General features: G+C 65.4%; 9 protein-coding genes. 8 read left to right on the top strand and 1 reads right to left on the bottom strand.

Going from position 1 to position 13,872, the window contains the following annotated elements; translation table 11 throughout:
* The first annotated feature begins 2 nt into the window (after positions 1-2).
* From QOZ88_RS17310 to QOZ88_RS17275, 8 genes are all read left to right on the top strand, one after another.
* Positions 3-914: an ATP-dependent helicase gene (locus tag QOZ88_RS17310; RefSeq protein ID WP_306000960.1), complete on the top strand. Its 912-nt coding sequence runs from the start codon at positions 3-5 to the stop codon at positions 912-914.
* Positions 911-1,324: a 3'-5' exonuclease gene (locus tag QOZ88_RS17305; protein ID WP_306000959.1), complete on the top strand. Its 414-nt coding sequence runs from the start codon at positions 911-913 to the stop codon at positions 1,322-1,324. The genes QOZ88_RS17310 and QOZ88_RS17305 overlap by 4 nt, the downstream gene beginning before the upstream one ends.
* 42 nt (positions 1,325-1,366) lie before the next feature.
* Positions 1,367-2,722 (top strand): RecB family exonuclease, encoded by a 1,356-nt coding sequence (locus QOZ88_RS17300; RefSeq protein ID WP_306000958.1) that lies wholly within the window; start codon positions 1,367-1,369, stop codon positions 2,720-2,722.
* A gap of 176 nt (positions 2,723-2,898) precedes the next feature.
* Positions 2,899-5,622, top strand: a complete 2,724-nt coding sequence (locus QOZ88_RS17295) for a hypothetical protein (RefSeq protein WP_306000957.1) — start codon at positions 2,899-2,901, stop codon at positions 5,620-5,622.
* Between the two features lie 3 nt (positions 5,623-5,625).
* Entirely contained in the window at positions 5,626-7,128 is a 1,503-nt protein-coding gene (locus QOZ88_RS17290; RefSeq protein WP_306000956.1) for an AAA family ATPase, read from the top strand.
* Positions 7,129-7,138: 10 nt separating this feature from the next.
* Positions 7,139-9,160, top strand: a complete 2,022-nt coding sequence (locus tag QOZ88_RS17285) for a site-specific DNA-methyltransferase (RefSeq protein ID WP_306000955.1) — start codon at positions 7,139-7,141, stop codon at positions 9,158-9,160.
* The gene (locus QOZ88_RS17280; protein WP_306000954.1) at positions 9,157-11,769 is read left to right on the top strand and encodes a DEAD/DEAH box helicase; all 2,613 of its coding nucleotides are present in this window, start codon (positions 9,157-9,159) and stop codon (positions 11,767-11,769) included. Before QOZ88_RS17285 ends, QOZ88_RS17280 begins: the two co-directional genes overlap by 4 nt.
* Positions 11,770-11,853: 84 nt before the next feature.
* Positions 11,854-11,994 carry a hypothetical protein gene (locus tag QOZ88_RS17275; protein WP_306000953.1) on the top strand — a complete coding sequence of 47 codons (141 nt, stop codon included), beginning with the start codon at positions 11,854-11,856 and terminating at the stop codon, positions 11,992-11,994.
* Between the two features lie 106 nt (positions 11,995-12,100).
* Here the strand turns inward: QOZ88_RS17275 and QOZ88_RS17270 are convergent, their stop codons facing one another.
* Complete coding sequence (locus tag QOZ88_RS17270) at positions 12,101-13,759, bottom strand: IS1634 family transposase (RefSeq protein ID WP_306000952.1); 1,659 nt, start codon at positions 13,757-13,759, stop codon at positions 12,101-12,103.
* Between the last annotated feature and the right edge of the window lie 113 nt (positions 13,760-13,872).

Here is a 13,872-nt window from a genome sequence, read left to right as displayed (position 1 = left end):
GGATGCCTGCCCCAGTTCTGCAAGGCGAGTCGCTAGCCGCGGTTCAGCATCGCGGCGGCCACGTACAGATCATCGCCAGCGCCGGCTCGGGAAAGACCGAGGTCGTTTCTCAGCGGGTGGCTGCCCTACTCGCCGACGGTGAACCGGCGAGCAGCATCGTCGCCTTCATCTTCACCGAGCGCGCGGCGGCCTCACTGAAGGAGCGGATCAGCGCCCGCGTCGCCGAACGTCTCGGTCCGCAAGCGCTTGACCAGCTCGGCGGGCTCTACGTCGGCACCATCCACGCCTACTGCTTCCGGCTGCTGCAGACGCACGTCCCGCGCTACGAGACCTTCGACGTGCTCGACGAGAACCAGCTGACGGCGTTCCTCGTCCGGGAGGCGACCCGCCTCCAGATCAAGGAGATCGACGGCACGCTCTTCAAGTCCATCCGGACGTTCCTCGACAACCTGGACGTCGTCGAGAACGAGCTGCTGGCGCCTAGCCAACTCAGCGACCCTTTCCGCAGCGTTCTTGAGCGGTACTACGCCTCACTCGAGAAGTACCGGCTGCTCACCTACGGGCAGCAGATCGCTCGCGCCGTAGCCGAACTGGACCGCGCCGAGGTCCGCAACACGGTCCTGGCTGACCTTCGGCACCTCGTCGTCGACGAGTACCAGGACGTCAACCCCGCCCAGGAAGCCCTCATCCAGCGACTGGCCGGTCCCGACGTCAACGTGGTCGTCGTCGGGGATGACGACCAAGCCATCTATGGCTGGCGCGGATCCGACGTCGGCAACATCACCTCGTTCGCGCAGCGCTACGACGACGTCGCCAGCTTCTCCATCACTCAGAACCGCCGAAGCCGGCCGACGATCGTGAGCACGGCCGACGAGTTCGCCGTTCCATTCCCGGCCGGCTCGCCAAGGTCATGACGCCGACTCGGTCGTCGGCAGGCGTCGAAGTCGTCAAGTGGTCCGCCGAGTACGAGTACGAAGAGGCGGCCGAGATCGCCGAGGCGATTTTCTACCTGCACAGAAACGGGCTGGCCTACCGCGACATCGCCATCCTCGTGCGCGGCCGCGCCAGCTACCCGGCCTTGCTGACAGCACTCGAGGACGCACGAATCCCCGTGCAGCCGGCCGGACGCACCGGTCTCTTCGCTCGCCCGGAAGCGGAGGTCTTGGGTAAGACGTACTGCTGGCTGGTCGAGCACGACTACCGGCCTGCCGGATTCGGCGTGCAGTCCCAGGTCATCACTGAAGACGGTCTCGTGGCCGACTACGAGACCGCCTTCACCCTTCCTTCCTCAGCGGTGTCGGCAGTTCGGCAGCTGCTGCGCTAATGGAAGGGCGCAGCTCACCAGCAGGAGCGGCGCGTCGACCTCGTGCGCGACTTCTACCAGCTCGTCGATGTGCTCGGCTGCAAGCACTGGAACCACGACGACATGCACGCGGTCACGCGCCTCGGCACCTTGGCGCGGTTCACGACGCTGCTGGCCGACTATGAGTCGGTACGGCGCCGGGCGCGTCCGGACGACGCGACGCCCGGCGAACAGGTCGGTGGCCAGGACCGCGGGCTCTGGTACTACAAGAACCTCGGCATTCACATCACGAACTACGCGAACGGCGCGTACGAGGGCTTCGACGGCGAGCCGGACGTCAACACGGACGCCGTCGACCTCACGACCGTGCACAGCGCCAAGGGTCTGGAGTGGCCCGTCGTCTTCGTTCCGTCGCTCACCAAGTCGCGCTTTCCGTCATCCCGCACCGGACGTCCTCGCCCCTGGCGGATCGACCGCACGCTGTTCGACGCCGACCGCTATGAGGGTTCGGACGCCGACGAGCGCCGACTGTTTTACGTAGCGATGACCCGGGCGCGGGACTGGCTGTCGCTGTCGCGCCATGAGCGGGTCACGAGGAACCAGGTGCGGTCGTCCCCGTACTGGGACGAGATCCCCAGCCAGCTCGCTGCGCCTCTGCCGCTGTCCGTTCCTGCTCTAACCTCTGAGGGCGTCGACGGGGACACCCTCCTGCAGGTGACCTTCAGCGAGCTCGCTGCGTATGACGTCTGCGGGCTCGCCTATCGGCTTCGCAGCATCCTTGGCTTTCAGCCGACCCTCGTCCCCGAGCTCGGCTACGGCAAGGCGGTCCACCACGTCATGCGCACGATCGCCGAGCACACGAAGGCAACGGGCGCTGCGCCGGACCGCGCGACGGTCGATCAGATTCTGGACGACGAGTTGTTCCTCCCAGCTGCCAACAAGCCGGCCCACCGGGAGATGAAGGACGCCGCCCGGCGCCTGGTCAACCGCTATATCGCGGACCACGAGTCCGACCTGCAGCGCGTGTGGATGACGGAACGGCCGTTCGAACTGCACCTCGGCGACGCGGTGGTGTCCGGCCGCGCAGACGTGATCCTCGACCAGGAAGGTGGCGTGACCACCGGCCTGGCGATCGTCGACTACAAGACGTCGACCGACGAGCAGGGCAGTCACGATCTGCAGCTGCAGGTGTACGCGGATGCTGGCCGCCGTGAGGGACTGGACGTTCGCGAGGCGTACGTGCACGACCTCAAGAGGGGTACGCGGGAGCCCGTGAACGTCCAATCGGACGCGATCGCCACAGCGGAGGAGCAGGTCAGGACCGTGCTTGCAGGCCTACGACAGCGTCGGTTCACTCCGAAGCCCGGAGCGGCCTGCCGTCGCTGCGATGTGAAGACGCTGTGTCGAGTCGCGAAGTAGGCGTCGGGCGAACATCCCTGTCATGACTCGCGCACCCTGCCTCAGTTGATTCGGAGGCAGCTCCGACAGGTTCCTCTGAGGCATCGGCTGATCAGCTCCGGATGACTCCTCGGCCGTTTCGTAGCCGGGGTTGTCGGCACGGTCGGTTACTGTCACGTGACCGAGGAAGGAAGTTCGTGGCAGTCAAGAACATGGGGGGTGGCTCGAGCGCCGTCGCGGCGTCGAGTCACGCGGCGTGTGCCCGCTTCCGCGGCACCGACCCACTGATCACCGGCATGACCCGGCGCAAGCTGGCCAGGGACATCGGCCATGCCGACGATTCTGGCGGCATTCCGGAAGCCCGCTGGATGCGGGCCATGACCTTCGAGCGCCTCGTCAAGGACGAGCGGTTCGCCAGCGAGGTCGCGACCACAGCTGTAGGGCGCCTGGGCCTCGCCCGGCCGACGGAAGTCGTGACGACGAACGGGCGGGTCAATGCCGACCGGACCGCTGATCTTCTCGCTCAAGCCCATACGCGCGCCGGATCGGGCGCCGCGACGCTGATCCACGCGCTGGCCCTCCCGTTCGTCGGTTTCGACGAGACCGAGGCGACCCATGTCCAGCCGGATTTCGCCGTCGTCGCACCTCGAGCCGACGCGTCCGGCTCCTGGCTGGTGATGGGAGACGCCAAGGACTACGAGCGTGTGCGATCCCGAGTGGATGACGCGCGCCTGCTCAAGGGATTCCTCCAGGTCGCGCTGGGAGCGGAATCCGCGGCCTCCTGGTCACGGCTCCCGGTAGGCATGAGCGTGCACGAGTACGGGGTGCTCGCCGTCCCCCGCAACGCCTTCCTGCAGCCCGAAGCACTGGTTGAACTGCTGGACGATCACCGCGCCGAGGTCCGAATGCGTGTCGCGGAGCGACGCCGCGAGGCCGCTAGTCAGCCCTATGACGGTTCTCAGGAGTTGGCGCCCTTTGTTCGGCACCTGCGCGCCTCGTTCGACCCGTCCACCTGTCCCACCTGCACGCTGCATGCCTACTGTCGCGACGAGTTGCGCCATTCCAGCGATCCGATCGACCTCCTAATCGAGCTGGGGATCCCGGAGATGGCACGGCCCCACGTGGTCGGCCTCGTCAACGGGACGGGAGAGCTTCGCAATGCGCTGACGTCCGTGGTCGCCCAGGTAACGGCATCGGTGGAAGGGGTCGCGCAGCCGACCGGCCAGGGCCGCGTCGACCCGGCTGGATTGCCGGGGACCCTCAACCTCGTACTGGCCAAATCAGATTCGGCCGCCTTAGGCGTCCATGGCATCGGCCTCCAGCGGGTCACCTTCGACGGTTGCAACGATTGGACCTTCACGACGTTCGATGTGCCTCAGTCGTCCGACACCCGCCGCCAGATCATGCACCTGTTAGGGCGAGAACTGACCGGGGCGATGAAGGAGCTACGGCGCGCGAACCCTGACGCCCCGTCCCCTGTCCACGTCGTGGTGCCCGACAACGCGACGGCGGACCTTCTGGTCTCCATCGCCGACAACATGGCCGGCATGGAGCTAAGCCGTTTGAGGTGGGAGCGTGACGCAGAACTAGGCCGCCCGCCCCTGACGTTCAACGGCGAGCCGGCCGCCGAACCGCCGCCCCTGCGGGAGACGCAGCGAACCGCGGTCTCGTTCCTGTTGGAAGAGGACCGGGCCCGAGCATTGACTCTCCGTTCCCCCGTGGTCGACGTCCGGGCCGTCCTCTCGCGTCACCTGGTTGCCGGTGGGCCGGCGGTCGCCTCACTGCGCCTGGACTACTTGACCCGGTGGGCGAAAGCCGGACCAGCCGCCCCCGTGAACCACCGAGCGATCGCCGATGAGATCGAAGCGTCCGAGAGCACTCCCGGCGCACGACTGACCAACCGCCGGTCCGATGCAATCCACCGCGCGCTCATCGGCTCGGGAAGAGGACGTCGCGCACCGGAAGACGGTCCTGCAGACCCTCAGGGTTACGCGGCCCAAATTCACGAGGAGCTGAACTACAAGGCTCAAGTGCTCGAGTCCGCTCGCCACACCCTCGCCTTGCTGCCCGACTCGAAGTTGCGGGACGTCTACCGGGCGATCGAGGGCGACGCTCAGGCGGTGTGGCGTAGACGGCTCTCGCTGCGCGCATCCGATCTGGTCCGCTTCGGTCGGACCTATCGCCACTGGCGCAACTCGCTCGTGCCCATCCTCGAGAGCGACGACAGGTGCCGCCGTCAGCTGCTGGCACTGGCCAACCCGCAAGCTGCACGCGACGTCGCAGCCGACGCCGGCAGCCGAGAGATCGCAACCGCCGCAGTGGTGTCGACCGCGCCGCTCATCCTTGACATCGACTCCCGCCGAATCGCACACGGCAGCCGCATCGCCCTGCTCCACGTCGGGGACCGCGCATGCATCGAGGCAGACGGAGTGGGCATCGCTCACCTCGCCGGATCGTTCAAGATCGACGGTCTCGCGATTGGGACGCTGGAAGACCGAACGGACGGCGGGACGGGTCTCGTCTGGCGTCCCGCTCAAGCTCCTCGCGTGTCCGTCGGCGACTCACTGATCGTCGCCGACTTCTCCTGGTTCGGAGATTTGAAGGGCAATCGATACCTGCCCGTAGCCCGTCCGAAGCCCGACAGCACGTCGGCCCCCAAGCCCACGTGCACGACCGATTCCTACGTCAACAACCCCGAGGAGCACCAGTACTGCTGCCGCCCCCACGAGCTGGCGGAGGCTGAGTGGTCGGACAAGCTGGCCGACCGCCGAGCGCGAGGCGAACTCAACCCACAGGTATGGCCGCCGGTGATTGACGGGGACGCCTTCGAAGTCTCACCGGTTGGAGCCGCCACCGCCGATTCGGCCGCGCCAGCGGCGGTACCCGTGCCAGATCACCTGACGATCGACGACCTGGACTGAGCCGTGACCATCACGTTCAGCCTCCCGACGGAACAGGTCCCGACCGATGCCGTCCACCACGCGCAGGCCGCTGCGGGCAACGCCGCCGTCGCCGACGAGGCCAGCGGCGTCTTGCGGGACGCGCTGTCGGGAACCGCTCCGGTTGACCGCATCCTGCTCAAGGCCTCCGCGGGTGCCGGAAAGTCCTACTTGCTGCGCCGCCTGGTCGCGGACGCGCTCGAACACCCGCGGTGCGCACGCGTAGCAGTCGTCGCCTTCATGAATCGACAGATCTTTCCCTTGGCGGTGGAGCTCGGCAAAGAGCTCCCCGGCGGTCGCGTCTGTCTGTTCGTCAGCAGCGACCGATGGGGCGACGTCCCCGACGAGGCCCACCAGGTCTGCACCGTCGTCACCTCAACCTCGAGCATCCCGACCAATTGCGACGTGGTCGTTGCCACCTCGCACAAGCTCGGCGCAATCAACGAGCTCAACCGGCAGAAGAATCACCTGGGCGCCGGATACAACGGCTCGGCGCCTTACGACGTGCTGTTTGTCGACGAGGCATGGCAACTCGCCCACCACCTCTTTGACAAGGTCTCCAAGGCCGCGCCCGTCACGGTAGGAGTTGGGGACGTGGGGCAGTTGCCCCCGCTCGAGATCGGTACAAACCCCTGGCGGGGCGACCCCGGCTTCAACCCGTTCCGAGCGTGGCCTACCGAGTTCGACGGAGACGAACGAACGACGGCGTTCGAGCTGCCCGCCGTGTGGCGCCCGGCTGTGGGCCACCTGCCGCTCTGGCGTGCGTTCTATCCCGAATGGAGGGAACTGAACTGCGTCGCCGGACCGGACGACAGAGGCATGACAGCCCCTGGCCTCGCCGGTGTCTCACGAGAAGTCTGGGCGCAGGTGAGCAGCGGTGTACCGACCCTCCTGGAGGTCGACGGGTTACCGGCTCCGGAGACCGCTGACGTCGACCTTCCGTTGCTGGAGGTCGTCGGATCGCTGCTTGACGAACTGTTAGCCGCCGGCTTCTCGCTCCGTCAGGCCCGCTACGACTCCGCGGGTACGCCGACGGGGGAGACAGTGGAGATGCGTCCAGGTGGCTCTCACGCCGACCCCCTGGTCGCTGTGCTGGCCACCCGTAACCAGGCGGTGGACGACGCCGCCGACATCGTCGAACGGCTTCGTGAGCGGCATGGGCTCACCGAGCGGGATCTCCTGGCATCGACCGTGGACTCCTGGCAGGGCCAAACGAACGGGCTCACCGTCGTCGTTCACCCGCTAAGCGGCGCCACGCAGCTCGATGAGTTCAATTCCGCCTTCGGACGCCTGGCGGTGGCCTGCACTCGCGCGACCCACGGCCTTCTGATGGTTACCCGCCCCGGCCTTGAGACGCTGCTCACCGAGGCGCCGGCCCGCCCTGGCACGCCGCTCGGAGAGCCAGGAAACCGACAGCTTCCCCGACAGACTCACGAACGCATCCTCGCCACGTTTGCCCGCGGCACCCTCACGCACGTCCCCGCTTGAAGGAGAGCTCTTGTCCCGGCTCAACGACTTGATCCGTCAGCTCCAGCAGAGCAACCCCGCGTTGGCAGACGACATCCGGCGCGAAGTCGCCGCGCTTGCCGACCGACGGTCATTCGGCCTCAACTTCGAGCGTCACGTTCCGGAGGCGGTCGAGCTTCCTGGGCGCAAGGTGCGCACGGGCGACAAGGTGCGGGTCCTTCCCCCTCGAGGCACAACCACAGGTGCCGACGAACGACTCTGGCTAGTCACGTCAATCGCGCGCGCCAAGCAAGGCGCACGAGTCGCAGAATTGTCGCTACTCCCGGACCATGACGAGACGAGCACCTGTGCGGTTGAGGATCTGATCGTAGTCGCAGAGTTCCGCGACCCGATCTACCCGGGCCTCCTCTCGACCGGTCGGCTCGAGTACGGCGGCGACTCTCCCTTTCACTGCATCATCAATGCAGAAAACTATCACGCTCTTCAAACGCTGCTGTTCACCCACCGTGGCAAGGTCGACTGCATTTATATCGACCCGCCCTACAATACGGGAAACGACGATTGGATCTATAGCGACCGGTACGTCAACGGGGACGACCTGTATCGCCACTCAAAGTGGCTGGCCTTTATGGAACGACGCCTGGAGCTCGCACGAGAACTCCTGAAGGACACCGGTGTCATTGTCGTCGCTATCGGAGACGATCAGCACCACCGACTACGTATGCTGCTCGATCAAGTCTTTGGTGACCAGAATTTTCTCGCGAACGTTACTTGGCAGGGAAGCGGCAAGAATGATGCCCGATACACCGCCGGTGGCGTCGACTACATGCTGATGTACGCAAGGGACGAAGTGGCCTTGACTGCGACCGAGACTAGGTGGCGAGAGACGAAGCCTGGCCTCGACCTAGCTATTGCCGCCGGCGAGAAGGCATGGTCCGAGGCGGACGGTGACGCAGGCACTGCCACGCGTCTTTACAGGGCGGCACTGAGATCCCTGCGCGGATCGCTCGAGCCTGCTGTCTTTCGCTATGACCAGATTGATACTCACGGTCGCATTTTTCAGGCGGACAATATCATGAGTCCGACTCCTCGCCCTAACCTACAATACGACTTGCCACATCCCACGACAGGAAAGCCGTGCCGAATGCACCCAAACGGCTGGCGATATAGCAAAGACTTGATGGCTGACCGCATCAGACGAGACGCGATCCTCTTTGGGCCCGACGAGAGGACATCACCCCGCTTGAAGCGCTTCTTAACTGACCAGTCGGAGCAGGTTCCCTATCCTAGCTTCACGCAGGCGCGAATGCCGGGGTCGAAGCGGGTCGAAGGCCTTCTTGGCGACAGTCGTTTCCCCTTCCCCAAGGACGACCAGGTCCTGGCCCGTTGGATCAGCATCGTCGCCGGGCCGAGCGCGATTATCTTGGACTTTTTCGGCGGATCCGGCTCGACAGTAGAAGCAGTCACACGGCTGAACCATCAGGACGGCGGCACGCGTCAGTGCATCTTGGTCACAAACAACGAAGTCGGCATTAAGGAAGCGCGCACGCTAGCGAAGGCCGGCCACCGTCACGGCGATTCCGACTGGGAAACCAAGGGGGTGCACAACTACGTGACAAGGCCGCGAATCACATCTGCCGTTACAGGCGTTCGCCCCGACGGATCAACGCACGACAAGACGGTGGCGGCCAACGTGGAGTTCCTCACGTTGACCTATGAGTCGCCGCTTCGCGTCCAGTCACACAGGGAGTTCGAGCGCATAGCGCCGCTACTTTGGATGCGGGCCGGTTCCGTTGGTCGCCGAATCGACGCACTATCGGACGGCTGGGCCGTCGCCGACACCTACGGCGTCCTGTCCGACCTTGACCAAGCAGACAAATTCGTCACGGCACTAGGCGAGCAGGCTGATGCCCGCATTGCCTTTATCGTCACCGATGAGGACCGACTGTTCGAGTCGGTGGTCCGAGATTTGCCCGAGCACGTCGAGCCGGTGCGGCTGTACGAGGCCTACCTCAGAAACTTCGAGATCGAGTCTGGCAGGGGCGCCCGGTGAAGTTCACGCTCAAGGACTATCAAGCGGACGCCGTCGCGGAAGTGCTCGAACGCCTCGACCGCGCTCGCACCACCTACGAGCGCGACGGCGAGGAGACGTCGTTCTCACTGACTGCCACCACCGGTGCCGGCAAGACGGTCATGGCCGCCGCCGCGATCGAATCTCTCTTCTTCGGTAGCGACCGCTTCGAGTTCGACGCCGACGAAGGCGCCGTCGTCATCTGGTTCTCCGACGACCCGAACCTCAACGACCAGACCCGCATGCGCTTGATGCAAGCATCGGAGAAACTCACCTCTCAGATGCTTGTGTCCGTGAAGCCACCATTCTCAAAGCCGAAGCTTGAGCCGGGCAACGTCTATTTTCTCAACACAGGAAAGCTGACGAAGTCGTCTTTGCTCACCCGTGGACATGTCGACGACCCGGACGTCATCCCAGAACTGCGTGCCTCAGTTCAGCCTGACCTACAGGGCTGGACGATTTGGGAGACAATCGCAAACACGATTCAAGACGACGACCTGACGGTCTACCTTGTCCTCGACGAGGCGCATCGCGGCTTCAACACGCGCGCTAACTCCGACAAACCCACGATTGTGCGGCGATTGATCAACGGCCACGCGGGCTACCCGCCGATCCCGGTCGTGTGGGGCATCTCGGCCACCATCGAAAACTTCGATCAGGCGATGAAGGCAGCCGATGCGGATGAGACCCGCCGGCGGCTGCCGGGCGTCCACGTGGACGCGACCCGAGTTCAGGAGTCAGGTCTTGTCAAGGACACGATTGTTCTCGACATCCCAGCAGAGGCGGGGAACTTTGACACAGTGCTGGTACGTCGGGCCGCCCGCAGACTCCGTGAGTCAACGGAGCGATGGCAGGAATACACCAACCGGCAAGGGATCGAGGACAAGGTCCACCCACTGCTGGTCCTCCAGACACCGAACACCCCCGACCCGGACGAGGTAGGACGAGCCCTTGACCAGATCTTCGAGGAGTATCCGGAGCTTTACGGCAACGCCGTCCGTCACGTCCTCGGGGACCATTCCACCCAGATGTTCGGTAGCCATGAGGTGGAGTGGATCGAGCCTCAGCGCGTCGAGGAAACCACCCGCGTGCGCGTGCTCGTGGCTAAAGACGGAATCTCGACTGGCTGGGACTGTCCAAGGGCCGAGGTTCTGGTCTCCTTCCGACGGTCGTCCAAGGACAACCCGACGCACATCACGCAGCTGCTCGGCCGAATGGTGCGCAATCCACTCGCTCGTCGAGTCCCCGGCGACGAACGCCTGAACGCGGTCGACTGCATCCTCCCCTTCTTCGACCGCACGACCGCCGGAAACGTCGTCAAGTACCTGACCGGGAAGCTGGACGAGATGCCGGCCAGCGGCGTCAAGAAGGTTTTGCTCGACGGCCGACAGCTCAGCGTCAACGCGGCCATATCGGAGGCCGTGTGGAAGTGCTGGGATGGTTTGCCGACCCTTACTGTTCCGCAGCGGGGCGTGCGCCCGGTCAAGCGCCTTGTCACGCTGGCACATGCGCTGTCGAGCGACGGGGTGCGATCGGGTGCTCTTTCGGAGGTTGAGCGGGTGATGCACCGCATCTTCGACGACTACACCGCCGCCTACCGCACCCAGGTCGAGGAGGCAATCAAGGAGGTCCGGCAGGTTCGCGGCCAGACCATTCGTGGGAAAGTTGACGCGGATGGGCTCTCCTACACGGACTTCGTTGAGCGAGCCGACGACCGGGCCATCCGAGTTGCGTTCGAAGACGCAAAGAAGGCCTTTGGTGCAGATATCGCCATCTCGTACGTAAACCATCTCACTGCCGACGACTCTGAGGATGACGACGGGCTCCGCGAGGCCTACGTCCGCACCTCAGCACTCGCCTACGTCGCGGAGGTGCGAACGAAGGTGGACCAGGAAGCGGACGCCTTCGCCATGGCATGGTTCGACGAGCACCGCGATGCCGTCCGGGCCCTCCCGGACGAGCGGGTACAGGCATATGAAGAAATTCGTGCGCTTGCGACCGAGCCGCAGCGCGGAGAGCTGCAGCGCCCTCGGTCGCGTATGGAGGACTACATCGAGCTGGACACCAATGGCCAGCAAGAAATGGCTGAGCTGGTGAACCGCCACCTCATGTCTGACGCGGACGGACAGTTCCCACTGAGTTCTCTGAACCCCTGGGAGCGGGAAGTGATTAGGCGCGAGCTGGCGCGCCCGGAGTGCATTGCCTGGTATCGCAATCCATCCCGCGCGGCGGTGGACTCACTTGGTATCACGTATCGAGACGGCCACGGGAACTGGCGGTCCATGCACCCGGACTTCATCTTTTTCGAGGAAGTCGACGGTCAGGTACGGCCATCGATTGTGGACCCGCACGGGCACCACCTCGACGACGCAGAGATGAAGCTTAGAGCCCTAGCCGATTTCGCAGAGCACTACGGCGACGAGTTTCACCGAATCTGGTCAGCCACCAAGATTGGCTCGGTCATGCAGGTCCTCAACCTCAAGATCGAGACAACGAGGGAAGCGATCCGAGCTGGCGGGCGGTCTCCGATTGAGCTCTACGAGTCCGACGTCGCGTTCGTCTACAAACCCGCTGGTACATCGCATAGCTGACGTGCCTACGTCGCCGGGAAAGGTTGAGTCCCACAGTCGGGTCTTGTTGTGCGCATCCTCCGGCCTGACCTTGATCAGGGCTGCATGATCAAAGTCAGGTCCTACCGAGGCGGCTTCGATCCCGACACCCTGCAGGCGAGCGACTCCCCGGCTGCCTACGAGGTCCTCTGGCGCCCCTATGCGACACCGGAGTTCGAGACGTGGAAGCCGGCTCTCGACGGGTGAGGTCTGACCCGCGTCGGCAGGCCGCCGCAGGCGTCGAGGTGAACCTGACGACATGAACGCCTCCCGAATCATCGCCGTCATCCTCCTCCCGAGTTGGCTCACTTGCTTAGTGCGTGACCTTCCCGGCCTTGGAGTGCGTCGAGGATCGCTTGCTGGGGTGCGGGACAGCGGGGGCGAAGGTCTGGGTGGTGCCGTTGATCGCGATCGTCGCCGAGCGCAGCGGCCGGAGCTGTCGGATCAGGTTGCCGATCGCCAACCCGGTGCGGTTCTGGGCCTCTCGGGCAACGGCGAGGGCTGCGAAGACGACGGTCAGGTGAGCCTCGATCGCGTCGCGGGTGTGGTGGAACATCGGCCGGGCCCGCAGATCGGTTTTCGACATCCGGAAGGACTGCTCGACCCGCCACAGGTCGTGGTAGCTGGCGATGACCTCGCTGGCGGGCATCAGCTGGGCGCCGATGTTGGTGACGTAGCCCTTCAAGCCGACCAGCGACTGGGCGCGCGCCAGTGAGGTCTCGTCCAGCGTGCGTGTGCCGTTGGCGGTTTTGACGAATCGCGGGGTGCGGGCAGCCCGCTCGCCGGCGATGACCTCCCGGGCCCGGGTCTCCTGCAGAGCGAGGGTCTTGCGGTCCCGCGCGGCTCGCTTGGCCGAGTAGGCCCACACCGCCCGCCACGAGCGGGGGTGGGCTGCGGGGTCCCACACTGGTTCGGCCTTGCGCTTGACGTCGTTCTCGCTGCCCCCGCCGGCGCTCTTGCTGCCTCGGCTGGTCTTGGGGGTGAGGGTGTCGATGACCTGCCCGTCGGTGAACGCATCCCCGTGCCAGTGGAAGTGGGACTCCAGATCGACCGGGGCCTTGGTCACCCGGGAGCCGACGATGAACCGCAACTGCGCGTCATCCAGTGCGCGCAGGTTGGCCGCGGAGAGCATTCCGGCGTCGGCGACCACGACCATGTCGGCGATCCCGTGCCGTTCCTGGAACCGCTCGATGATCGGGACCAGGGTCGTGGTCTCGGCCTTGTTGCCTTCGAAGCAGCCGATCTCCAGCGGGAAACCGTGCCGGTCGACCAGCAGACCGACCACGACCTGCGGGTCGACTCGGCGCTCCTTGGAGTAGCCGACCTTGCGCAGGTCGTCTTCCTTCTCGGCCTCGAAGTACAGGGTGGTCACGTCGTACAGGCACAACGACAGGTCCCCGCTGGCGGCGGCGTGGGTGAAACAGGCGGCGGCGATCCGGTCGCGGTACTTGCCGGTCGTGGCCCGCGTCAGGGTTCGCTTCATCGTGGCGTAGCTGGCTGGGGCCCGGTCCAGATCGCGCAACACCCGGCCGGTGTCGAGCAGCGAGGTTGGCTCGACGACTCGGGCGATGACCAGATCGGTGAACACCTCGTCGTCGACCGCGTCGAACCCGAGCGCGGTGAACACTGAGGCCAGGGCGTCGAACAGCAGACGTGAACCGGTGCCCACGACCCGGCCGGCGGCATCACGCCCGACTGCCACCGCCGGAGTCTGCGATCCGGGGAGGACGCCCTGTCCGGAGGGGGTGCCCACCAGTCCGACCACCGGCGGTGTGGGCTCCACGCCGAGGTCCAACATCCCCTGCGCCGGGTCGGCCAGCAACTCCCGCGCCCGCTCCATCAGCACTCCGAGCTCGGCGTCGGTGTGCGCCGACCCGACGTGGGCGACGATCCGCTGCCGACCTGCGAAGTACTCCGCGACCTGCACGGCGGTGGCCCCCGACGCGGTCCGAACCCGCCGGATGAACGCCACACCACGACCCTAGGCCGACCCCGTTAGTGCGTGAACCACGCACCAAGACGACGCGTAGTCGCAGGTCAGCGCCGAGCAGTCGGAACGATCACGCTGCAGTGAGCCAAGTCAGG

It is taken from the genome of Blastococcus carthaginiensis, assembly GCF_030731085.1.
Classification (GTDB): domain Bacteria; phylum Actinomycetota; class Actinomycetes; order Mycobacteriales; family Geodermatophilaceae; genus Blastococcus; species Blastococcus carthaginiensis.
Note: the sequence above shows the minus strand (reverse complement) of the source record. Positions and strands in the feature narration are given on the sequence as shown.